21 protein-coding genes are annotated in these 21,855 nt (G+C 53.1%); 15 read left to right on the top strand and 6 right to left on the bottom strand.

The features are described 5' to 3' along the window. From L9W92_RS02680 to L9W92_RS02615, 15 genes are all read left to right on the top strand, one after another. Entirely contained in the window at positions 1–3,954 is a 3,954-nt protein-coding gene (locus L9W92_RS02680) for an S-layer homology domain-containing protein (protein ID WP_240082217.1), read from the top strand. A 13-nt stretch (positions 3,955–3,967) separates the two neighbouring features. Continuing rightward, positions 3,968–4,198: a DUF6133 family protein gene (locus L9W92_RS02675; protein ID WP_240082216.1), complete on the top strand. Its 231-nt coding sequence runs from the start codon at positions 3,968–3,970 to the stop codon at positions 4,196–4,198. Further along, positions 4,188–4,640: a prepilin peptidase gene (locus L9W92_RS02670; RefSeq protein WP_240082215.1), complete on the top strand. Its 453-nt coding sequence runs from the start codon at positions 4,188–4,190 to the stop codon at positions 4,638–4,640. The genes L9W92_RS02675 and L9W92_RS02670 overlap by 11 nt, the downstream gene beginning before the upstream one ends. Then, entirely contained in the window at positions 4,637–4,771 is a 135-nt protein-coding gene (locus tag L9W92_RS18760; RefSeq protein WP_278335922.1) for a hypothetical protein, read from the top strand. Before L9W92_RS02670 ends, L9W92_RS18760 begins: the two co-directional genes overlap by 4 nt. A 28-nt stretch (positions 4,772–4,799) precedes the next feature. Then, positions 4,800–5,624, top strand: a complete 825-nt coding sequence (cpaB, locus tag L9W92_RS02665; RefSeq protein ID WP_117415773.1) for a Flp pilus assembly protein CpaB — start codon at positions 4,800–4,802, stop codon at positions 5,622–5,624. Further along, positions 5,624–6,439 (top strand): CpaE/TadZ family protein, encoded by an 816-nt coding sequence (locus L9W92_RS02660; protein ID WP_117415772.1) that lies wholly within the window; start codon positions 5,624–5,626, stop codon positions 6,437–6,439. Before cpaB ends, L9W92_RS02660 begins: the two co-directional genes overlap by 1 nt. Further along, on the top strand, positions 6,436–8,013 hold the full coding sequence (locus L9W92_RS02655) for a type II/IV secretion system ATPase subunit (RefSeq protein ID WP_117415771.1): 1,578 nt from the start codon (positions 6,436–6,438) through the stop codon (positions 8,011–8,013). Before L9W92_RS02660 ends, L9W92_RS02655 begins: the two co-directional genes overlap by 4 nt. Then, the gene (locus tag L9W92_RS02650; protein ID WP_117415770.1) at positions 8,010–8,939 is read left to right on the top strand and encodes a type II secretion system F family protein; all 930 of its coding nucleotides are present in this window, start codon (positions 8,010–8,012) and stop codon (positions 8,937–8,939) included. Before L9W92_RS02655 ends, L9W92_RS02650 begins: the two co-directional genes overlap by 4 nt. A 10-nt stretch (positions 8,940–8,949) precedes the next feature. Further along, entirely contained in the window at positions 8,950–9,822 is an 873-nt protein-coding gene (locus L9W92_RS02645) for a type II secretion system F family protein (protein ID WP_089608661.1), read from the top strand. 16 nt (positions 9,823–9,838) lie between these two features. Next, a complete protein-coding gene (locus L9W92_RS02640; protein WP_117415769.1) occupies positions 9,839–10,495 on the top strand; it encodes a DUF3848 domain-containing protein in 657 nt (218 codons plus the stop codon). Further along, positions 10,489–10,884, top strand: coding sequence for a DUF4320 family protein (locus tag L9W92_RS02635; protein ID WP_018305749.1), 396 nt, complete (start codon positions 10,489–10,491; stop codon positions 10,882–10,884). Before L9W92_RS02640 ends, L9W92_RS02635 begins: the two co-directional genes overlap by 7 nt. Then, positions 10,884–11,429 (top strand): hypothetical protein, encoded by a 546-nt coding sequence (locus tag L9W92_RS02630; protein WP_026198775.1) that lies wholly within the window; start codon positions 10,884–10,886, stop codon positions 11,427–11,429. Before L9W92_RS02635 ends, L9W92_RS02630 begins: the two co-directional genes overlap by 1 nt. A 106-nt stretch (positions 11,430–11,535) precedes the next feature. After that, positions 11,536–12,093 carry a DUF6550 family protein gene (locus L9W92_RS02625; protein ID WP_018305751.1) on the top strand — a complete coding sequence of 186 codons (558 nt, stop codon included), beginning with the start codon at positions 11,536–11,538 and terminating at the stop codon, positions 12,091–12,093. Between the two features lie 69 nt (positions 12,094–12,162). After that, positions 12,163–13,854 (top strand): DUF8193 domain-containing protein, encoded by a 1,692-nt coding sequence (locus L9W92_RS02620; protein ID WP_230398911.1) that lies wholly within the window; start codon positions 12,163–12,165, stop codon positions 13,852–13,854. A 75-nt stretch (positions 13,855–13,929) separates the two neighbouring features. After that, a complete protein-coding gene (locus L9W92_RS02615; RefSeq protein ID WP_018305753.1) occupies positions 13,930–14,268 on the top strand; it encodes a DUF3852 domain-containing protein in 339 nt (112 codons plus the stop codon). A 164-nt stretch (positions 14,269–14,432) separates the two neighbouring features. On the opposite strand, the gene L9W92_RS02610 is transcribed toward L9W92_RS02615, so the two are convergent. The 6 genes from L9W92_RS02610 to L9W92_RS02585 form a co-directional block, all read right to left on the bottom strand. Continuing rightward, complete coding sequence (locus tag L9W92_RS02610) at positions 14,433–14,801, bottom strand: YkvA family protein (RefSeq protein WP_225544039.1); 369 nt, start codon at positions 14,799–14,801, stop codon at positions 14,433–14,435. 43 nt (positions 14,802–14,844) lie between these two features. Beyond that, positions 14,845–16,497 carry an ABC transporter ATP-binding protein gene (locus L9W92_RS02605; protein WP_240082214.1) on the bottom strand — a complete coding sequence of 551 codons (1,653 nt, stop codon included), beginning with the start codon at positions 16,495–16,497 and terminating at the stop codon, positions 14,845–14,847. Beyond that, positions 16,487–18,253 (bottom strand): ABC transporter ATP-binding protein, encoded by a 1,767-nt coding sequence (locus tag L9W92_RS02600; RefSeq protein ID WP_230398909.1) that lies wholly within the window; start codon positions 18,251–18,253, stop codon positions 16,487–16,489. Before L9W92_RS02600 ends, L9W92_RS02605 begins: the two co-directional genes overlap by 11 nt. Further along, positions 18,250–18,723, bottom strand: coding sequence for a MarR family winged helix-turn-helix transcriptional regulator (locus tag L9W92_RS02595; RefSeq protein WP_240082213.1), 474 nt, complete (start codon positions 18,721–18,723; stop codon positions 18,250–18,252). The genes L9W92_RS02600 and L9W92_RS02595 overlap by 4 nt, the downstream gene beginning before the upstream one ends. A 167-nt stretch (positions 18,724–18,890) precedes the next feature. Further along, on the bottom strand, positions 18,891–19,262 hold the full coding sequence (locus L9W92_RS02590) for a class I SAM-dependent methyltransferase (protein WP_018306936.1): 372 nt from the start codon (positions 19,260–19,262) through the stop codon (positions 18,891–18,893). A gap of 4 nt (positions 19,263–19,266) precedes the next feature. Further along, positions 19,267–21,789, bottom strand: a complete 2,523-nt coding sequence (locus L9W92_RS02585) for a cation-translocating P-type ATPase (RefSeq protein WP_240082212.1) — start codon at positions 21,787–21,789, stop codon at positions 19,267–19,269. Positions 21,790–21,855: the final 66 nt, after the last annotated feature.

The raw sequence follows: 21,855 nt of genomic DNA, 5'->3' as shown, positions 1-21,855 counted from the left end.
ATGAAGAAGAAAATGAAAAAGCCGCTGGGTCTCGTCCTCGCCGTTTGCCTTGTGCTTTCCCTGCTGGCAGGCAGCGCTTATGCGGTAAACCGGTATTTTGAGGATGCCAAGGGGCATTGGGCGGAGGAAGCCATTCAGATTCTCACGGAAAAAGGCGTCATCAGCGGTTATCCAGACGGGCTGGCGCACCCGGATGACATCATCACCAGAGGGGAATTTGCCGCGCTGGTTTCCAGAACCATGGAGCTGCCGGAACCGGAGGAAAGCGAGGTTACCATTCGCTTCACCGACATTGCCGGACACTGGTCGGAGCAGGATATTGAAGCGCTCATCATCGCTGGAATCATCCAAAAGGACGATTTCGGCATAGAATTTCAACCGGATCAGCCCATTTCCCGTATGGAAATGATCCGTATGCTGGTGCGGGCCATCGGTAAGGGGGAACATGACGCCTCCTGCCCCTGCGTCACCGGCTTTTCCGATGACGGCACACTCTCCGAGGCGGATAAATCCAGTATCTGCACCGGCAAGGAATACGGCATTGTAGACGGCTACCCGGACGGTACGGTCAAACCGGACGGCGAGGCCACCCGCGCCGAAGCCTTTGAAATGCTGGTGGATACAGAAAAGGCCAAAGAGCAGATCAAGAAGGAAGAACCGCCCAAGCCGACGACTCCTGCCAAGCCGGAGGATAAGCCCTCTGGCGGAGGCAGCTCCAGCGGCGGTTCCGGTGGCGGCAGCTCTTATGTTCCCGCCCCGCAGTTCAGCTTCACCTTGCCGAAAACTGCCTATACCGCCGATGAAATTGAGATCAAGCCGGAAAGCCGTTCTGTGAGCGGTGTGACATGGTCCGCCCTGAAAAACGGCCTGCCCGTGGAGCTTTCCGGGCTGACAGACGGTACCCTTGATAAAAACGGCGGCAAAGTGAAATTCACACAGACCGGCAGCATTACCCTGATTGCCACGGCAAAAAACAGCCGGGGCGTCACGGTGACCCATGAGCAGACCATCAGCATCTACCCAGTGGTGACGGCGGCGTTCACGCTGCCGGAAACCACCCATACCGACAAATCCGTAGCGGTGGAGCTGACGACCGAAAATCTCGGTTCCAATGCGGTGGTGTGGTCCCTTGAAAAGGACGGCGCTGCCCTGGATATGGAAACGGCTCTCAGCGGAGCGCTGGATTCCATAGGAGGCACGGTGCTGTTTAAAGAAAAAGGCGTCTACAAACTGACCGCCTCTATTACAGACGAGTTGGGCAAAGTTATCACCGCACAGGACAGCATAAATGTCTACCCGATAGCGGAAGTCAAGCTGACACTCCCAGCCGTTTCCCATACGGATAAAACCGTGGCGCTCAAGACAGAAACAAAAGAAGCGGAGGGGCTTGCAGCAACCTACTCCCTGACCCGGAACGGCGAGCCTGCCCAAACCGGCTCCTTTATTGAAGGTGCGCTCTCGGACGGCAGCATCCGTTTCAAGGAAAAAGGTGTGTATGCGCTGACCGCCTCTGTCACCGACGCCACCGGCAGAGTGTTTTCGGATACCGTCAATATCACCGTCTACCCGGTAGGCTCCGCGGGCTTCTATCTGCCGGAAATCTTCCACACCGACAGCGCCGTCACCGTGGAGGCGGTCTTCGGGGAAATCGGCAGCCATACCGCAAAATGGACGCTGCTCCATGATGGAAAAGAAGTATCCCTCACAGGTGTCACCGAGGGTACGCTGGGCAACAGCGGCGGCAAGATGCGGTTTCATGCCAAGGGCAGCTATGTTCTGAAAGCGGAATTCACCGATGACGGCGGCAGAACCTACCGCTACGAGCAGAGCTTCAAGGTGTATCCTGTGCCTGCCGTCCGCTACAGTCTGCCGGAGTATGTCCACACCGATACGGATATCACAGTCAAAATCGAAACCGCCGATCTGGACGGCCTCACCGTTGAATGGCTGGTGGACAACACCTTCGGGTTTCAGGACTGGCCGACCTATGTGGACGGAACACTCACAAACGGCGGCGGGACCATCCGCTTCAAACGGGCCGGTGTCTATGAGCTGGCAGCCAGAGTCACCGATGAAACCGGCCGTGTATTCCTGTACGAAAGCCATGACAAATGCGAGGTTCTGCCTGTGCTGACCCTCGGTTTTGACCTCCCCGAATTTGCCTATACCGATACCGTCCTCGACCTCAGAACCCACGGCAACAATCAGGTGCTGCCGGTGGAGTGGTCCGTGACAAAGGACGGAAAGAGCCTTCCGCTCTCGGAGGCTTTCAGCGGCGGACTCAACGCGCAGGGCGGCAAAATCACCTTCAAGAATGACGGCGAATATATTCTCACCGCTACCATGACCGATTACCTGAAACGCAGCTATTCCCACAGCGAAAGTATCCGCATCCTGCCGGTAGTGCAGTACGCATTTATCATGCCGCAGACCGTTCACTACGGCACGGAGTTTGAGGTTGCCGCAAAGAATGTTCAGTATCTTGGTTGCTATACCGTAGCTTGGACACTGGAAAAGGACGGCAATCCCGCACAGTATCAGGGAACCCTCGGCAATGACGGCGGGAAAATCGCCATCCGTGATACCGGCACATTTACCCTGACCGCCTCTGTTAACGACAGCGAAGGACGAGTCACCACCCATTCGGAGAACATCACGGTCACCAACACGGCGCCGAATGCTCCTGTGGTAGAAGCGGTTCCCACCCGTACCGCCAAGGACGGTATGTTCCTTGTAAACGTCACCGCCAGTGCCACAGACCCCGATGGGGATGCGGTAACCTTGGAGTATGCGGATACCGCATCCGACAGCTACTATGCCGTGGGCACCCACACTATCCGTGTCCGGGCAAAGGATATCGCGGGGGTATATTCCCCATGGGTAGAAAAGACCTTCACCGTGACCAATGCCGCACCCACCGTGACCCTGACCGCCGAACCGACCCGCACGGTGAAAGACGGCAAATTTCTTGTCAATATCAGCGCCAAGGCAGCGGATGCGGATGGCGACGCCACCACACTGGAATGGGATAACAAGGCATCAGGCGGTTACTATTCGACCGGCACCCATACCATAAAAGTCCGCGCAAAGGATATTGCCGGGGCGTATTCCCCATGGACGGAAAAGACCTTTACCATTACCAGCTCCGCACCAACGGTAACCCTGACCGCAGCCCCCACCCGCACAGCGAAAAACGGCAAATTCTTTGTGAATATTACCGCCACAGCCGCCGATGCCGATGGCGACGCCACCACACTGGAATGGGAAAACAGGGCGTCAGACAATTACTATGCCGTTGGATCGCACACAGTTCGTGTTCGCGCCAAGGACGCAACCGGGTTGTATTCCGATTGGGTTTCCAAGACCTTTACTGTGGCAAACTCTGCGCCGACAGCGCCGGTGATTACCCGAACGCCGAACGGCAACAGCGTGGCGCCGGGAACGCCGGTCACGATTACGGCCGCCAGCTCCGACCCGGACGGCGATTCCGTCACCCTGATTTGGGAGGGCAGAAATTCCGAAACACAGACCTATCCCCGCGGAAAGAACGTAGTCCGTGTCAAAGCGGTGGATTCCGCAGGGGCTGAATCGCCCTGGGCTGCTATCGTGTTCTTTGTGGCGGACTCCAACGGCGGCGGTGGCATGACCCTCACCGGCCCTGATTCCGTCATCATGGAAAACGGCATTGAGGGCGCCACCATCACGGAATATACCTTTACGGTACCGCCTGTCATCGGGCACAGCGGCTCGGATTTCGGCAGAGTGCGCGGCTACAACAGGCTGACCGGCCAGTGGGATCAGCTGGACTACGGCACCACCTCCAACGGCATCACTTTTACCCGCACCCTCGGCGCAGGCGTATACACGCAACTGGAGTTCTATTATTACACCAACCACTCGTGCATGTACAACAAATCCAACATCACCTACTCGGTGACGTACCATTTTGAATAAAGGGGGAGCATTCATGAAACATCTCATTTGCAAGCTGAAAACCAAGGCGGCCATGACCGCCGCCAGAACCCGCCGCGTCCTTTCCGGCAGCCGCGGGGACGGCTACATTGACACCGCGATCAAAATCCTGATTGCCGTGGTTTTGGGCGCTTTGCTCCTTGCGGGGCTGTATGCTCTGTTCGGGGAAACGGTGCTGCCTACCCTTGTGCAGCGCATTAAGGAAATGTTCAATTATGCAGGCTAATAGCATCGCACAGGCGGTGCTTTTTTTATGTCTGCTGCTGGCGGCTTCTGTGTGGGATCTCCGCAAACGGATCATCCCGGACAGCATTTGTCTTTTCATTGCACTGACGGGGCTGATGGATTTCAGCCCCGTCAGGCTTTGGGGCGTTCTTGCCGCACTGCCCCTGCTGATTGCCGCCCTGTGCAAGCCGGAGGGTATTGGCGGCGGGGACATCAAGCTCACCGCCGCCGCAGGCATGGTGCTGGGCTTTGGAGGATGCACGTCCGGGCTGCTGCTCGGACTGACGGCATCCCTCTTTTTTTATCTCATCAACCAACTGGTTAGACGGCTCCGCAAGCTGGAGCCGCAGAAGGCGTCGCAGGCATCTCTGCCTATGGCGCCGTTTTTGTCCCTCGGCTTTCTTGCCGTAACCATTTTAAAAATTGGAGGAAACATCCTATGAAAAGAATCCATATCACCAAAAAAAAGACCATCATCATTGCCGGTATTGCTGCTGTTTCGCTGGCAGCTGCGCTCATTCCCAAGGCTGTGAAAGCGGTGAAATCCCGTAAATACAGCTCCGCCAGCATCTAAATCATAAAGAGATCAAGGAGGAAAATCTATGAGCCTTTTCAAAAACCGCACGGTTGTCGGCGTGATCTGCATCCTTTTGTCCCTGCTGATCTGCTTCGGCGTGACGCCGCTGTTTAACCAGTCCGTTAGTCAGAAAACCGAAATTGTCCGTGTCGTAAAGGAAATCAAGGCAGGCGAGGAAGTCACCAGAGAGATGGTGCAGACCGTGGAGGTGGGCGGCTTTGGTCTGCCCGACAATGTCCTGCGCCAGAGCGAATCCGTCGTGGGCAAATATGCCACAGCCGACCTTTCCGTCGGGGACTATATCCTAAACACCAAGCTGTCCGATACCCCGGCTGCGGAAAATACCTACCTTTACAATCTGGACGGCACCAAGCAGGCCATATCGGTCACTATCAAGAGCTTTGCGAACGGACTGTCCGGCAAGCTCCAGAGCGGCGATATCGTGTCGGTGATTGCACCGGACTACAAAAAGCAGGGCTCCACCGTGATTCCCGCCGAGCTGAAATATGTGGAGGTTATCGCCGTCACCGCGGGCAGCGGCTACGACGCCAACCAGCGTGACGCCGGACCCAATTCGCCTTCGGCGTCTGATGAACGAGAACTTCCTGCAACCGTGACCCTGCTGGTGTCCCCGGAGCAGAGCAAGACGCTGGCAGAACTGGAAGCAGACGGCAAGCTCCATCTGTCCCTCGTTTACCGCGGTACGCCTGCCAACAGCGCCAAGTTTATCGAAGCACAGGACAAGGTCATCGCGGCGCTGTATCCCGCGGAGCCGGACAGCGCTTCTAAGTCTCAGGAACCGGAGGAAAGCACTGCATCCGAAGCTCCTGCGGAAAGCGGGGTGCAGTGATGCTGAATTTTAAGAAAAAGGGCATCTTCACCCGCCAAGCCCCAAAGGAGGATGCCTTGCCGCAGCAGGAGCCGCAGGATGGCATCCTTGCGGTTTGGGGCTCCCCCGGCAGCGGAAAAACCACTGTAGCGGTAAAAATTGCAAAGTACCTTGCCGACCGGAAGAAAAACGTGGTGCTGCTGCTCTGCGATATGACCGCACCCATGCTGCCTTGCATCTGCCCGCCCTCCGAACTGGAGGGTGAGCATTCGCTGGGCAGTATTCTTGCGGCGGCTCATGTGACGGAGCCGCTCATCAAGCACAATCTGGTGACGCTGAAAAAGCACAAATATCTCACCATCCTCGGCATGAAAAAGGGAGAGAACGAGTACACCTACCCGCCCTATGAGCAGACCCAGGCGCAGGAGCTTCTGGACAATCTGCGGAAAATAGCTCCCTTTGTGGTGGCGGACTGCGGCAGCTATATCGCCAACGATATTCTCTCCGCCGTGGTGCTTATGGAGGCCGACAGTGTTCTGCGCCTTGCAAATGCCGATCTGAAATCCGTGAGCTATCTCTCCAGCCAGCTCCCGCTGCTCCGGGATTCCAAGTGGGACGCAGAGAAGCAGTACAAGGTTGCCTGCAATGTAAAGCCCCGGCAGGCCGGGGAGCAGATTGGGCAGGCGCTGGGCTCGGTGGCCTTTACCCTGACCCATTCTCCGGAGCTGGAGGAACAGTATCTGGTGGGAAATCTGCTGGCGGATTTGTCCCTGAAGGACAGCCGCCCCTTCCGCAAGGAAATCGAAAAAATTACAAGGGAGGTGTTTGGAATATGAGCTTAGGCAAAAAGCGAAGCGCATCGGCATTTCAGAATAAGGCAGCACGCATAGAAAAAAACGGCAGTCAGCCGCTATCCACAGAACCGGAGCTGATCACCAAAGCTGTAAATACCTCCGAACCCACGACGGAGAGATTTGCAAACTTGCAGTTCGGTCCTGATGTAGATGTTTTGAATCCGCCGGATGCGCAGGAAGCCGCACCGCTACGTGACAACCGCGCGCTGCGTGCGCATGGCCTGTTCTTTACCCCGGAAACGGAGGGAAAAGACTTCTCATCCGTGCTTGCCGAGGTACAGGCGTACATCTCCGAGCATTACAGCACCCTCCTCACCGCAGGCGGCGAGGACGCCAAGGCGCAGATGAAGCGGTATATCCAGAAATTCCTGCAGGACAACCGCATTTCTGTTAATGGCATGAGCGGCGGCAGGCTGGCGGACGCCCTCTACACCGAAATGGCGGAGTTTGGCTTTCTGACCAAATACATCTTCGGAACCGGCATTGAGGAAATCGACATCAATTCGTGGCGGGACATTGAGGTGCAGTATTCCGACGGCCGCACGGTTAAGCTGGAGGAACGCTTTGAAAGTCCCCAGCACGCCGTGAATGTCATCCGCAGGATGCTGCACATCAGCGGCATGGTGCTGGATAACGCCAGTCCCATCGTGCTGGGGCATCTCAGCAAAAACATCCGAATTGCCGTCCTCAAAAGCCCCATTGTGGACGAGGATGTGGGCGTGGCGGCTTCCATTCGTATCGTCAACCCTCAGAGTATGAAAAAAGAGGATTTTGTCCGAAGCGGTACGGCGACAGACCCAATGCTGGACTTTTTATCCCTTTGCATCCGCTACGGGATTTCGGTCTGCGTAGCGGGAGCCACCAGCTCCGGCAAAACCACCGTGGCAGGCTGGGTACTGACCACCGTACCGGATAACAAGCGCATCTATACCATCGAGAACGGCTCCCGTGAATTGGCTCTGGTGCGGGAAAAGGATGGGAAAGTGGTCAATTCGGTCATCCACACCTTGACCCGTGACAGCGATAACGACCGCCAGCGCATCGACCAGACCAACCTTTTAGATTATGCCCTCCGTTTTAACCCGGACATCATTGTGGTGGGCGAGATGCGCGGTGCAGAAGCAAATGCCGCGCAGGAGGCCGCCCGAACCGGCGTGGCGGTGCTGACCACCATCCACTCCAATTCCTGCGAGGCCACCTATCGCCGCATGGTGTCTCTGTGTAAGCGCGCCGTGGATATGTCCGATGCGACCCTCATGGACTATGTCACCGAAGCCTATCCCATTGTGGTGTTCTGCAAGCAGCTGGAAAACAAGCAGCGCCGCATGATGGAGATTCAGGAGTGCGAAATCCTGCCCGACGGCACAAGGCGTTTCCGTCCGCTGTTTCAGTATGTCATTACCGAAAACCGCATGGAGGACGGAAAATTCATTATTGAGGGGCACCATGCGCAGGTCAACACCATCTCGGACAGCCTTGCCAAGCGGTTGCTGGAAAACGGCATGCCGCAGGCGGTCATTGAGAGTTTGCGGAGAAAGGAGGCGCAAACCGCATGACAACAATACTTTTAATCGCCTGCATCGGCATGATCGCAGGCTCTTTCATTTTGCTTGGGCTGACCCCTATGGCATTTACAACCGCCATTTTCGGCAGGCTGACCGATCAGCCCAAAGCCCTCCGGGATGAAATCAATGAAACCACCCACAGGAAAAAGAAGTCCTATCTGCGCCGGGAAATTGCCGATGTGCAGTCTATCCTCAAGGTCACCGGCCGGTCGGCGCGCTTTCCCATGCTCTGCGCATTGTCCCTGCTGTTCTTTGCCGTGGGTGCGTCGGTAGCTGTCATGCTCTCAAACTTTTTTTTGGTTCCTGTCATGGCGGCAGGCTGTATGCTCCTGCCGTTCTGGTGGGTGAAGCTCACGGCCAGCCACTTCAAAAAGGACATTGCGGCGGAGCTGGAAACGGCGCTTTCCATTATCACCACGGCCTATCTTCGAAACGAGGATATTCTGACGGCGGTGGAGGAAAACCTCCCGTACCTGAACCCGCCGGTGCTGTCGGTATTTCAGAGCTTTGTGTCCCGCGTCCGGCTGGTGGACCCCGATGTGACGGCGGCACTCCATGATGTGAAAACGAGAATTGACAACGCAGTGTTCCATGAGTGGTGCGATGCTCTCATTGCCTGCCAGCATGACCGCAGCCTGAAAACCACTTTGACGCCCATCGTCAGTAAGCTCAGTGATATGCGGGTGGTCAACGGTGAGCTGGAAAACATGGTGTTTGAGCCGAGAAAGGAATTCATCGTTATGGTGATCCTCGTCATCGGAAATATCCCTCTTCTGTATTTCTTGAATCAGGACTGGTATCACACCCTGATGCACACCCCGCTGGGACAGGTGGTGCTGACCATCTGCGCCGCCGTGATTTTCATTTCCACGGCGTTTGTGATCAAGCTCACCCAGCCCATTGAATATCGAAGATAAGGAGGAGCCCATGACAATCTATCTGTTTTTATTCGGAGTCCTCCTATCGACAGGACTCTTTTTCCTTGCCGCCGATCTGCTGCATCTGCCCACTCTCGCCACCCAAAAGGCGATGCTGTCGGCAGGAAAGCAGGCCAAGTCAAAGCCCAAAACCACCGATGCCCTGCTGCGAAACGCCGCCGTCGGGCTCTCCCGGTATCTCCGCATGGATGCATACAAGAAAACCCGGATGGCAAATGTGCTGTCGGCGGCAGGGCTTTCCGACTCGCCGGAGCTGTTCACGGCAACGGCTATTGTCAAGGCGGCGGCTATCGGGCTGTGTATCATTCCCTGCCTGATTGTTCTGCCGCTGCTGGCACCCATTGTACTGTTTACTGCCATACTGGTCTATTTCAAGGAAATCCGTAAGGCGGATGAGGCGCTTTCCGCCAAGCGGGGGAAAATCGAACAGGAGCTGCCGCGCTTTGTGGCTACCATCACCCAGGAGCTGAAGGCCAGCCGTGACGTGCTGTCCATGCTGGAGAATTTCAAGAAAAACGCAGGCGAGGACTTCGCCGCGGAGCTTGACATCCTCACGGCGGATATGCGCTCCTCCAGCTACGAGGCGGCGTTGACCCGCTTTGAGGCGAGGTTCAATTCGCCCATGCTCTCGGATATTACCAGAGGGCTGATCGGCGTACTGCGCGGGGACGACGGCGGGATGTATTTTCAGATGCTGGCCCACGACATGAAGCAGCTGGAGCTTCAGCGGCTGAAAGCGCAGGCCATGAAGATCCCGCCGAAAATCCGGGTGTTTTCCTTTGCCATGCTCATGTGCTTTCTCATGACCTATATGGCGGTTATTGTCTATGAAATCATCACATCCCTTTCCGGGATGTTCTAAGGGAGGTGCGAACTAAATGACGGAACAGGAAATGATGACGCTTCTGCGCAAAAAGCTGGACAACGGAATGGCGCGGTATCAAAAGGAGTGGCGGCAAAAACCGGCCTCCGAGCTGGTGGAGCTGGCAAGTGAAATTGCCGCTGCGCAGTTTGTGTATAAAGAGCTGGCCGAAGGCAGCTATTCCGCCGAATATATGGAGTATCTGCTCCGCTTCGAAAACCCGCTGGAGGTAGTAACGGATCAGTGGATATCCGAACAGAACGTTGATTTCAGCGAGGAGCTCACCCATGCGCTCTGGACGCTGTGGGACAAGGGCGAATCGGAATCAGAATATACCCTTGACCCGGAATATGCGCCCGTTTCCGCGGAGGAAGTGAGAATCACCCTGCGGAAATTTATTGTAGCGCACCCGAACGCATCGTTTGACATGATGACGCCCGGCGGGTATGTGTACCTGACGCCGGAAACCGCACAGCTTCTGCTGACAGGCCACAGCGTGAAAGGAAATCCCGGCAGCTCTGAATTTGCCAGAGATATTCCGGCGGAGGAACTGCTGGAGCAGGAAATCTGCACCGCCGATTTCAGCAAGGGTGCGTGGCGTATCTTAAGTGACCACAACCCGGAACCAAGGCTGGAACAGGGACCCTTTGAGCAGGGGGTGACCATGTGCTGAAAATTCTGAGAAACAAGCGCGGAGAGGGCTACATTGACGTGGCCGTGCTGGTGCTGTGTGCCATGCTGGTCATTGCCCTTGCTGTGAAGGTGTTTCCCGTCTACATCCAAAAGCAGCAGCTGGACACCTTCGCCACTGAGCTCATCCGGGAGGCCGAAATTGCCGGACAGGTGGGCGGTGAAACCAGCCTCCGTGAGCAGCTTCTGCGGGAAAAGACCGGGCTTTCCCCCAGCGTGGAATGGTCTGAAACCGGCAGAATCCAGCTCAATGAGGAAGTCACGGTAACGGTCACCTACCAGACCAACATCGGGCTGTTCGGCGGCTTCGGATCGTTCCCCATTACGCTGAGAGCAGACGCGGCGGGAAAGAGCGAGGTTTATTGGAAATGATGGATAAAATCAAGCAAATCCTACGGGGAAAAGGTGGCGCGGGCTTTCCGCTGATTATTGCGATCACCCTGTCGCTGGTCATCATCTTCACCGGCATTTCTGAATATTTTCGGCTGATGATCATAGCGCAGGGTGTTCGGGATGCGGTGCAGGCCGCTGTCATCTCCACCGTGGTGGAGAATTACGATGATGTGTACCACGGTGTGCGGGAGGGCTATTCGGGCGCTTACCAGCCCTATGCCGGAGATTTCGAGGAAAGCCTCGATTACGGCGATATTTATGACCGGCTGGACGGCATCCTTGGGCTTTCCTACAATAGTGGCTATCACGAAAAGCGCACCCCGGACGGCAAGCTGGAATTTAAGGCCTGGAACCTAAATGTGGATATTCGCAATGCACCTTTTGCGTCAGGGGATCATGCCTCCGACCGCTTTGAAGCGGACAGCACCATCCTGCTGGAGGTTCCCGTATCCTTTGGCGGGAAGCTGCTGCCGCCCATGACCATCAAGGTCAAAACCAGCGCCGGGTATACGCCGAGGTTTTGACTGGTTTCAATTTTTTCTATAATATGGATAGACTTTTTGAAAATTTCGTGGTAGGGTGTGACTTAACAAGAAGAATCTCAAAATTTAACAATAGGAGGATACTCTTATGAAAAATATGAATCCCAAAATGAAGAAGTGGCTGGCCGTCGCCGGTGGACTCGCCCTCTGTGCGGTGCTGGTAGTGCTGATCGGGCAGCGGCTCCAGACGCCGGAACCGGCAGATGCGCCCCTTCCGTCCCAAAGCTCCGAGGTAAGCAATGTGACGGTAGACCCATCCGAACCGGAAATTACAGAGAATGAAAAAGAGGTCACCGTAACCCCGCCCGATACCACTCAGCCGGTAAGTGCCGACAACGGCGCGGTTTCCAGCGGCACCGAGCAGACCATTCAGGGCGATGTGAGCAAGCCCGAATATACCGAGGAACAGCTCAAAGACCCTACGCAAAAGCCCAATGGCGAAAAGGTCACCGAGCCTCCCACGGCTGTCGACCATGACAAGGTGGAACAGCCGAAGGAAACACCGAAGCAGGAACCCTCCTCTAAACCCAGCAGCGGTGGAAACAGCATCCCCGGCTTTGATAATGTGCCGGATGGCGGTGCTAATCATGGAGAAGTTGTTGATGGAGACGGCGATATCAACAAACAGGTTGGTATCATGGACTAAATAAGAATATACCCCATGGCACGGTTGAAAGATACCGTGCTTTTTTATTTGCAGAAACAGGAGGTTAGGATGAAAAATTTACTTTTAAGAGCCCTGCCGCTGTTCCTCATTTTGTGTATGCTCTGCCCGATGACTGCTTTTGCCGACACCGGCGGCAGCGGGAACATTGACGGCGGTGGCGGCGGGATGGGTCAGGGAACCAGCACCAATTCATGGAGTCCCGGCAACGAAGGTGTGCGTGTAACAGTTGTTCGCGCAAGCGACCATGCGGTGGTCACCACACCTTTTGACTTTACCAATAAGGCTCCCTCGGCGGGAATATACCATTTTGGAAAGGTTAGCAAACTGCAATATAATAACGGTGCTTCACTAAGCCCGGTAAAAGGTGGCTATACCTATAAAAATCCCGGACAGACTATGCCACGCATCATCAGCACTAACGGCAGCAACAACATTGAGGCCATAAAGAAATACTTCTGTTCCGAATACGTGGTTAAGCGTATTGCGGAAATTACAGGCATGAATTATGACGTTCTCATCGGCGGCGAGTATAAAATTCTTTTGGAGCCACTGGCTTACTACAAGTTCGAGGGCAATATGTTTGCCACCACCGCCACCGAGGCGGCGCTCTATGATGAGCAGACCAGCGGTCTGTTAAGGCGGCGGATGGTATCCCTCACCCACAAGAATCTGCCTCTTGCTATGTTTCTGGAGGTAAGCGATCTCGGCTATCCCGCATGGGGCGGCAGCAAGACCAGCGCCGCCACCAACGCGGATATTAAATCCAGCCTTGGGCTTGGCATCGTCCGATTTGAAGAAAAGCCGGAGAAACCGCAGATTGAAGCCTACGACTACGAGTACCGTGTCAACACCGATGTCATCACGGCAGTGAGAATCAGCGGCGGTCAGTCTGATCCCGACAGCCCCACCCGCGTCAGCTTCAACATCGGAGGCCAGACCTACAGCGTGGGCAATGTTTATTACCCCGACGGCGACAGCCAGCTTGCGTGGGTGAAATGGAGAACCCCGGATACCGAGCAAAACATGACCATTAAGGTGACAGTGTCCGGCCCCGGCAACACAGCGAAAACGACCCTCAACGTGAAAATCGTTGATCTTGATAAGAACCCGCCACCCAATCCCGTAGCCGATGACCGCAACGACAGTTTCTCCCGTGTTTCTGTTCCAAGTAGAGCAGTGAAAAGCACGGTAAGCTGGAGTGTCTGGCGCCCGTGGTGGCAGGAATATTGGGTGTGGCACAGCGGCGATGAGGACGATGATGGATATTGGTGCGACCATGGGTGGTACGAATTTGATCTGGATCGCTACAGCGCCAGCCTGACCGCAGCCATGAGCATTCAGTGCGACAGCAAAAATCCTACTGCCAGCGGAAGAACTATGAAATCCGGGTACGGCATCAACCAGACCGCCACCGGGAGCATCAGCTCCAACCAAAGCTCGGCGGTAACCCAGCCGCAGAATGCGGTCAGCTATTTTCCCGAATTCGGCTACGAAACCTATTGGCGACTGTTGGAGCGAATGGGTACAGGGCGGTTTGAGTTTCAGAAAAATCCCTATTCCACCTACAAGAATCGGACCCATTTCAGCCCGATCTGGATGCCCGATGGCGCCTATACCGTCAACACATGGCTCATAGATGCGTGGACGCCCGATGGAATGCTGTCCGCCAACCTGACCGACAGCCTGACCATCAAGGGAAATTTGTGGCAGGATTGGCACGCTGGCCCTAAAAAACCTTAGCTATAACACAGAAAAAGAACAAGGTGGCGGGAGCGATCCTGCGGCCTTGTTCCTTATTTCAGGAAGGTGGTTTTCATGAAAAGATACAAAAAAATTGCACTGGCACTCTCGCTTGTTCTCATGGTAAGCCTGTTGTTTAGCACAACCGCTTTTGCGGCAAACGGCGATGTGGCCGGGGCAATCGAAGGAACGTGGAACGACGCCTCCAGCCAGATTAAAACCGTGGTCAACAAGGTGGTATTCCCCGCCATCGACCTGATTCTGGCGGTGTTTTTCTTTGCAAAATTGGGGACTGCATACTTCGACTATAGAAAACACGGACAATTTGAGTGGGCGGCGCCTGCAATTCTGTTCGCCTGTTTGGTGTTCACACTGACGGCGCCGACCTATATTTGGACAATTCTCGGAATGTGATGGTGAAATAGAAGATGGGCAATCTCATCCTAATTGGTGAGATTGCCTATACTTTCAGCCTATTGCAGGTTATATGCAATATAACATTATCAACTTGTCTGCATCTAAGAAAAAATGCAGGCGCTGCAATTTATTATTTCCAGTTTCTTGTGATAGCTGCAAAGTTAAAACAGAAATGCTCTTATAATCAGCCATAAAACAAGAAGCCAGATGGCCACAATCAGGAGAGCATAGTACCACTTTTTCGGCTTCCCGCTTGCCCATTGGCCCGTTGCTTCTTCCCGATAATGTTCAAATAGCTCTTGCGGGATAAAACGAATGGTAAGCGCGATCAGAAAGGGAAGCAAAATGACATCGTCAAGATACCCCAGCACGGGAATAAAATCCGGTATCAGATCAACCGGTGATAAGGCATAGGCGACGGTTACACCAGCCAACACTTTTGCAATGGCAGGAGTGTTTTTGTCCTTCATACACAGAAATACCGCTGGGATATCGGTTTTCAACTGTCGTGCTCTTTTTTTCAAATCCATAGTTATTATCCTCTCAGGATGAATCTCAGGGCTTCACATTTTGTTATTCACCAATTTGAATCAAGCGAGAACTGTGCGTGCTCTCATTCAGACGATGGGAGATAGACAATACGGTCCGCCCCTTACACGCCCGTTCCAGGCCTTGCAGCACCCGCAACTCAGTTTCACTGTCCAGATTTGCAGTGATTTCGTCCAGCAGTAAAATTTTAGGCTGTGACGCAACCGCCCTTGCAATGGAGAGAAGCTGAAACTGACCTTGAGAGAAGGTGAGCTTTTCCACCGGCGTGTTGTACCTCTGGTCCAGTTCCATAATATTTTCATGCAGGCCTACCAGTTTTGCAGCTTCTTCAATCTGTTTCTGACCGATGGAATCATCAAACAGAGAAATTTGCTCCGCCACAGTTCCGGCAACTGAATGAAAGGTCTGCTCCACATAACCGAACAGCTTTCTTTTTTGTTTGTCCGAAATCTGGGCGGCATCAATGCCATTGATCAGTACTTGCCCTTTTTGCGGAGCATACAAGCCAAGAATCAACTTGAACAGCGTGCTTTTTCCGGCACCGGTTCTGCCTATAAATGTGACTGCTTCGCCCTGCTGCACAGAAAAACTCATATCCTGTAAGACTACGGTTTTATCGTCATATCCAAATTCCACATTGTCAAAGCTAATAGCTGATTCCCCGTTTGCGTCGGAAAACGCCCTGTTTGAGGTGCCCTCCGGTACGGTGCGCTCTCTTTCAGACAGGAATTCGTTGATTCGCTTTACGCCTGCCACAGCAGACTGAATGTTCTGGATCTCCATGCCGATGCTTTCAAGCGGCTCAAACACCTTGCCCACATAGGCGATGATGGCAACTGCCGTACCCACGGTAATTCCAAAAAACTGTTGCATTCCACCGCCCAAAGCGGCGAACACCATCATCACTGCAATCACGCAGGAGCTGACAAAAATGACGATGGGAGAATAAATGGAATCATACAGATTGGACTTATCGAGGGCACGGTAGCTTTCCTCAATATAGGAATCATACTTTTCTTCCATGTACTTTTGCCGAAACAGGGTATGAATCGTGCGGATGTTATGAATGGTTTCAGGCACATGATTGTTTACCTTGCTGACGGCGACACGGTTTGCAAGCTGCGCCTTGAGCATTCGCTTTTGAAACAGACGCGTCATGGCGAACAGCGCCGGAGTCACCAAAAGCATCAGGATTCCAAGCCCGGTGCTTTTATAAAAGATGACCATAAGAATGCTCAGTACCTTAAACGCATCGGCAACCATCCCGATAATGCCGTTTGTAAAGAGAGAATCCACCACATCCACATCATTGACAAAGCGAGAGGTGATTTTGGCGGGGGCATGCTGTGTAAAATAAGCCGCCGGCAGTCGTTTCAGTTTGGCGCAAAGCTCGCTGCGCAGACTATGGGCCATCTTTTGCCCGAACACCGTAATCATCACGCTCTGACCTGACTCCAGCAAATCAGAAAGTGCCAGCAGCCCAAAGTAACCAAGGGGCAGCACAAGAGAAACGGCCTGCCGTCCGGTCAGCCGGTTTACCATCTGCTCCAGAACAAGGGGAGGAAACAGCGCGGCTGCCACACAGGCGGCGATCAGAATACCGGTGAGAAGGGTCATCCCACTGTTTTGACGGACGGTCTTCCGAAAAACGACGCCAAGTCCGTTCTTATTCTTCATGGCCTGCACCTCCCATTGCCTGCGCCTGATAGAGTGTCTCATAGGTGCTGTTTCCCCGCATCAGCGCAGAATGGGTGGAAAGTACGCTCGTGCCATGCTCCAGAAAGAGTACATGATCCAACTGTGGAAACAGCTGTAAACGGTGGGAAATTAAAATAACGATGCGGTCTGCAGCCAGCAGACGCAGATTTGCAAAAATCTCCCGTTCGGTTTTTTGGTCCACTGCGGAAAAGGGGTCATCCAAAATCAAAATCTGCCGTGCATGATAGCAGGTGCGAGCCAGCGCAAGACGTGCCTGCTGACCGCCCGACAGACGGATTCCACCGCTGCCGACGGAGGTAGCCGCTCCCTGCGGCATTTTACAAATTTCATCTGCCAGACACACCGTTTTCAGGCAGCGGGCTATTTCGCCTTTTTCACCCAGACGAATATTTTCTTCAATGCTCTCTGTCATCAGCTCCGGTTCATGCCCCAGATAGGACAGCAGCCGGCTGCGCTCGTATAAACTCAGCGTGCGCAGTTCTCGCTCATCTACCTCAATGCTACCCTCGTAGGGCAGTTCCCCCAACAGCGCCTTGCCCAGCATGGATTTTCCGCTGGCAACTGCTCCCGTCACGCCGATGATTTGTCCCGGCTGTGCGGAAAAAGAAATCCCGTGCAGCACCTGCTGCCCGTTTTCCCAGCGCAGAGACAAATCCCGCACTTTAATCGATGCCCCGGCAGAAAAATCCATATCGGACAGAGTAGACTGCTCCACATACTCTTTCATAAGCGGTTTGATTCTCGCCCAGGAAACCTGTGCCTTTTGAACAGAATTAAACAGCTTCGCAGTCTTGGATGACTTGAGCGCCATTTTGGCAAAGCAGGACAGGAATGTGGTGAAAGCGGCGATATTCCAGTTGCTCCAGCCAGTACCGGTAACATTTTTACCGCCCAGATACAAGACAAATATCACACCGCACATGGAAATGATGTGGTAGAGCGGCTGCATGGTGTTCTCCCAAAAATTTGCTGCCACTGCGCACTTTTCATAGTCTCTCAGGTACCCCTCATAAGCTAGGTCCCTGTTTTTATCACAGCTGTAAATGCGATAGGTAACCGCATTGGAGACTCTGTCCATGGTGGCACCGTTCAGCCGTTCGGCGCTTTTTTTGTATGTCCCGTTGTACTGCGTTACCCGGTGTTTCAAACGTCCTGCGATGAAATAAGCGACAGGGGTAAAGGCACAGGAAATCAGCGTCAGACGCCAGTCGTAATAAAACAGCATGGCAAGGTACGCAATCAGCACCACGCCGGTATCAAACACCTCTGTGGTGAACTTTCGCATGCCCTCCGCGCAGGCATCCACATCCGATACCGCTTTGGTCATCACCGTTCCAATGCTTTCTCGCTCCAGTTCATCCCGGCTCATGTTCACGAGGCTGTTGTAGAGCATATGACGCATGTTGCGGCTGGTATTATTTGCAAAACGGCGCACATAGAAGCGCTTCACGCAGCGCATGACCTGCACGGCTAAAATGACAATCAGATAGACCACCGCCAGTGACAGCATGGCGGAAAAGGATTCACGACCACCCATAATGTCGAACAGGCACTGTGCCAAACGGCCTTCAAAATATGGCCCCGCAATCATTCCAACATTGTAAAGGATGCCTGAAATCGTAACCAGCGTGAGCGACCAACGTTCCATCTTGAAGTAGGACAGAATATGGTCAGGCTGAGAAACCTGTTTGATATTTTGATTTGTGCTGCTCATTTTCCTCCGCTCCCTTCTAAAAAGCGGTGAATGAGGTTTGGAAAGTCTGCCTTGCTCTCTGCCTTGGAGCGCGTGTAAAGGATGTTCAGCAGCCGACAGAACTCAGCATTTTCCTCAGGAGACAATGTTTCCTGCAAATATTCATAATAAAGAGCTTCAACGGAAGCCTTGGAGTTTTTTAATTGGTCAGCCTTTTCAGTGGCATAGAGCAGCTGGCTGCGGCCATCGGCAGGGTTTGCCTTTCTGATAAGATACCCCTTTGCCTCCAGATTGGCCGCACGGCGGGCAGCGGCCCCTTTATCCAATGCGAGAATCTCCCGAATGGCAGCCTGTGTGATGCCGGGATTTTTGCGAACCACATGGATGAAATCATATTCCGCAGTTCCAATATCGTCCAGCTTCAGCATACGGGCAGTAAACTTATTGACTTCACGGGCAATCTTTGTGATTTGCCGTTTAGTGGCATCCATAATAGCACCTCCAGCATAAAAAAGATGTAGTATCAACTAAACTGTATGATACTACATCTTTTATTTTCTGTCAATGAAAATGGATATTAAAGGATCTAAGGTGAGGTTTGAAGAGAAAACATGTTCACCATATGAACAGAGGAAAAAGGAGAAAAATGATATGATAACTAAAATTCGCTCACCTGCCTTTGACAAGGATACTCTGGACTATATTGTTCTAAATCATCCACACTGCACAAGGAAAAGGTTGAAACCACAGTATCAAATGTGTTGTCGTCAAAATGAAGTGCAGCGGCACTTTCCGAAAATAACGCAACCTCGATGGCACTATCCTTCAGCTTTCTAGGATAAGCCTCCACAGTAGCAATGTGTGTAATATTAGTAGGATAAAGGGGAAGGTTGGTGCCTTCCCCAATTCCTATTTCAAGAATGTTGCCGTATGCGTGTTTCAGCAGTGCGGTACGCTTTTTCAAAATGGAATTTTTTCCAATATTCCATCGCATCAGCGTTGGAAAAGCAATATCTTGATACCAGCCCATAGGCTTACCTTCTGAGCAGCTTTTTTACAAGCTTCACAAGCTCATACCAGAACACGGCTACTGCTGCAATCCCAACGGCTTTCAAAAGCATGGGTACAGACAGCGGTGCCAGCTTCAAGAATGCATTCAGCGGAGAGTAAAGGATAATGCCCAGCATCGCAAGTGTTCCGAAGTTCACGGCCCACATTACCTTGTCTTTTGCAAGACGAATGATAGATTGCAGGGCGAAGTCATGATCAGAGCTGTTCACCTGCACCAAGAATAAGTTGGAAATCATAATAATGGAAAGCCCTATGGCGCGGGCAACCGATGCATTGTCTGCATTGCCGGAGAGCGTCACATAGTAAGCACCAAAGGATGCGGCAAAGATGACAAGACCCTGCAACACGCTTTTCGCCAGAATGTGCGCAGTCAAAAGCTTTTCCTTGGGGTCACGAGGTTTTCGTTCCATAATATCTGTTTCGGCAGGCTGGCGCTCCAGCACAATGGAGCAGGTGGGGTCAATCAGCAGCTCCAAAAGCACAACGTGCAGCGGCAGCAAAAGCAGTGCTGTCGGCGCAATGCCGAGGATAGGTGCAAGCAGGGAGGCAAATGCAATAGGGATGTGAATGGTGAACACATAGCCCACTGCCTTGCGGATATTATCATAAATTCGCCTGCCATCCTTGACTGTTTCCACAATGGTGGTAAAGTTGTCATCCATTAAAATAAGGTCGGCGGCCTCACGAGATACCTCACTGCCACGCTTGCCCATTGCAATGCCGATGTCTGCATATTTTAGAGCAGGTGCATCATTAACACCGTCACCGGTCATAGCAACAATCTCGCCGTTGTCCTTAAACGCTTTCACAATGCGCATTTTATGTTCAGGAATAACACGGGAGAAAATGCTGACATCCTTAACCCTTTCACGCAGTTGCACGTCAGTCATTTCGTTTAGCATATCGCCTGTGATGATATGGTCACTGTTTGGCATACCAATTTTCTTTGCAATAGAGGATGCGGTAATTCCGTTGTCGCCTGTAATCATAACAACACGAATACCCGCCCTATTGCATACCGCAATATCCGCCTTGACACTTTCACGGGGAGGATCGGCAAGGCCCACAAGGCCGCACAGGCGCAGGCGGCAGTCAGTGATCTGCGGCGGGATCTCCGATTCATTGGCGGGGCTTGCTGTAGCAACCGCAATGACACGCAGCCCCTGCGTGGACATTTCCATGATTTTACGCTCTGCAGTTGCCCTTTCTTCGCCCGTCAGGTCGCAAATAGTCAGAATCTGCTCAGCGGAGCCCTTGGCGGCAATCACCAGTTTGTCGTCCCGTCGCCAAATGTGCCCCATCATTTTCAGCTCGTTGGTAAAGGCATACTCACTGACCAGCTTGCCGCCAAAGAGGAAGTCTCTGGATATTCCAAGACTTTCGCAATAAGCCAGCATGGCCTTTTCCATGGGGTCGTAGGCATCCGTTTCACAGCCCATTCCCATGATCTCGCACAGCGTGCGCTCGTCGCCGTCTACGGCCCAGGTGCTCTGCATGGCCATTTGGTTCATGGTGATAGTACCGGTTTTATCCACGCACAGAACTGAGACGGCTCCTAGAGTTTCCACGCTGGGGAGCTTTCGTACCAGAGACTGCTTTTTGGCCAGCCGCCATGCGCCCATAGAGAGGAACACCGTGAGAATCACCGGGAACTCCTCCGGAATCATGGCCATGGCCAGCGTAACTCCGGAGAGAATACTCTCAATCAGTCGGGCGCCGAAGGGATGGTCGGGAATATTGAACCAAGTAAAAATGCCTACCAGCGCAAACAGAACGGCGGCAATCCCCGCGCACAGCTTCACAAGGCTTCCCGTCTGCTTTTGCAGTGGCGTGGGCTCCTCTGGCGCAGCGGCAATATGAACGCCGATTTTTCCATACTCGGTGCCGCTGCCGATTTTGTCAACCAGCACTGTTGCTGTTCCTTGTGTGACCAAAGTTCCTGCATAACAGTAATCCTTCCGCCAATAGTCAGAAATGGGCTCTGCACTTTCGGTTGGAATTTTCCACACACCTTCTGCTTCGCCTGTTAAGGAGGACTCATCCACGCACAGGTCATTACATTTTAGCACAATACCATCAGCAGGAATTTTGACTCCCTCATAAATCATCATTAAGTCGCCAGGAACAAGATCGCAGCTTGCAATTGTCTGCTCCTTGCCGTCACGAATGACTGTGACATGTGGGGCAGACAAATCCTTGAGAGCGTTCAAGGTTTTATCTGTTTTCCATTCTTGGATGACATCAATGCTGATAATGCCCACTACAAAAATGAGCATAATCGCACCATCTCTGGGTTCACCCAGAATAAAATAGATGATTGCAGCAACAATCAGCAGCAAAAACATCGGCTCACAGATAATGTGCAGAACTTTTCTTAGAAAGCTCTCTTTCTTCTGTGAGGTCAATTCATTTTTGCCATATTGTTCCTGCAATCGTTTTGCTTCGGCGGCGGCTAGGCCTGCCATGTTCAGTTTGTTGCTTGTCATAAAAGAACCCTCCGTTGTGGCCTTGCGGCAGCGTTTGATAGCTCTATGGCACTCCATTTTCGTGGT

Source organism: Pelotomaculum terephthalicicum JT, assembly GCF_022410535.1.
In the GTDB taxonomy this organism is placed as follows: domain Bacteria; phylum Bacillota; class Desulfotomaculia; order Desulfotomaculales; family Pelotomaculaceae; genus Pelotomaculum_D; species Pelotomaculum_D terephthalicicum.
Note: the sequence above shows the minus strand (reverse complement) of the source record. Positions and strands in the feature narration are given on the sequence as shown.

Bases quoted from the DNA above. Each gene is read 5' to 3' on its own strand.
- L9W92_RS02595 (WP_240082213.1), bottom strand. From the start codon at position 18,723: ATGGATGCCACTAAACGGCAAATCACAAAGATTGCCCGTGAAGTCAAT.
- L9W92_RS02640 (WP_117415769.1), top strand. From the start codon at position 9,839: ATGACGGAACAGGAAATGATGACGCTTCTGCGCAAAAAGCTGGACAAC.
- L9W92_RS02605 (WP_240082214.1), bottom strand. From the start codon at position 16,497: ATGAAGAATAAGAACGGACTTGGCGTCGTTTTTCGGAAGACCGTCCGT.
- L9W92_RS02620 (WP_230398911.1), top strand. From the start codon at position 12,163: ATGAAAAATTTACTTTTAAGAGCCCTGCCGCTGTTCCTCATTTTGTGT.
- L9W92_RS02630 (WP_026198775.1), top strand. From the start codon at position 10,884: ATGGATAAAATCAAGCAAATCCTACGGGGAAAAGGTGGCGCGGGCTTT.
- L9W92_RS02625 (WP_018305751.1), top strand. From the start codon at position 11,536: ATGAAAAATATGAATCCCAAAATGAAGAAGTGGCTGGCCGTCGCCGGT.
- L9W92_RS02655 (WP_117415771.1), top strand. From the start codon at position 6,436: ATGAGCTTAGGCAAAAAGCGAAGCGCATCGGCATTTCAGAATAAGGCA.
- L9W92_RS02670 (WP_240082215.1), top strand. From the start codon at position 4,188: ATGCAGGCTAATAGCATCGCACAGGCGGTGCTTTTTTTATGTCTGCTG.
- cpaB (WP_117415773.1), top strand. From the start codon at position 4,800: ATGAGCCTTTTCAAAAACCGCACGGTTGTCGGCGTGATCTGCATCCTT.
- L9W92_RS02585 (WP_240082212.1), bottom strand. From the start codon at position 21,789: ATGACAAGCAACAAACTGAACATGGCAGGCCTAGCCGCCGCCGAAGCA.
- L9W92_RS02660 (WP_117415772.1), top strand. From the start codon at position 5,624: ATGCTGAATTTTAAGAAAAAGGGCATCTTCACCCGCCAAGCCCCAAAG.
- L9W92_RS02645 (WP_089608661.1), top strand. From the start codon at position 8,950: ATGACAATCTATCTGTTTTTATTCGGAGTCCTCCTATCGACAGGACTC.
- L9W92_RS02610 (WP_225544039.1), bottom strand. From the start codon at position 14,801: ATGGATTTGAAAAAAAGAGCACGACAGTTGAAAACCGATATCCCAGCG.
- L9W92_RS02680 (WP_240082217.1), top strand. From the start codon at position 1: ATGAAGAAGAAAATGAAAAAGCCGCTGGGTCTCGTCCTCGCCGTTTGC.
- L9W92_RS02650 (WP_117415770.1), top strand. From the start codon at position 8,010: ATGACAACAATACTTTTAATCGCCTGCATCGGCATGATCGCAGGCTCT.
- L9W92_RS02600 (WP_230398909.1), bottom strand. From the start codon at position 18,253: ATGAGCAGCACAAATCAAAATATCAAACAGGTTTCTCAGCCTGACCAT.
- L9W92_RS02590 (WP_018306936.1), bottom strand. From the start codon at position 19,262: ATGGGCTGGTATCAAGATATTGCTTTTCCAACGCTGATGCGATGGAAT.
- L9W92_RS18760 (WP_278335922.1), top strand. From the start codon at position 4,637: ATGAAAAGAATCCATATCACCAAAAAAAAGACCATCATCATTGCCGGT.
- L9W92_RS02615 (WP_018305753.1), top strand. From the start codon at position 13,930: ATGAAAAGATACAAAAAAATTGCACTGGCACTCTCGCTTGTTCTCATG.
- L9W92_RS02675 (WP_240082216.1), top strand. From the start codon at position 3,968: ATGAAACATCTCATTTGCAAGCTGAAAACCAAGGCGGCCATGACCGCC.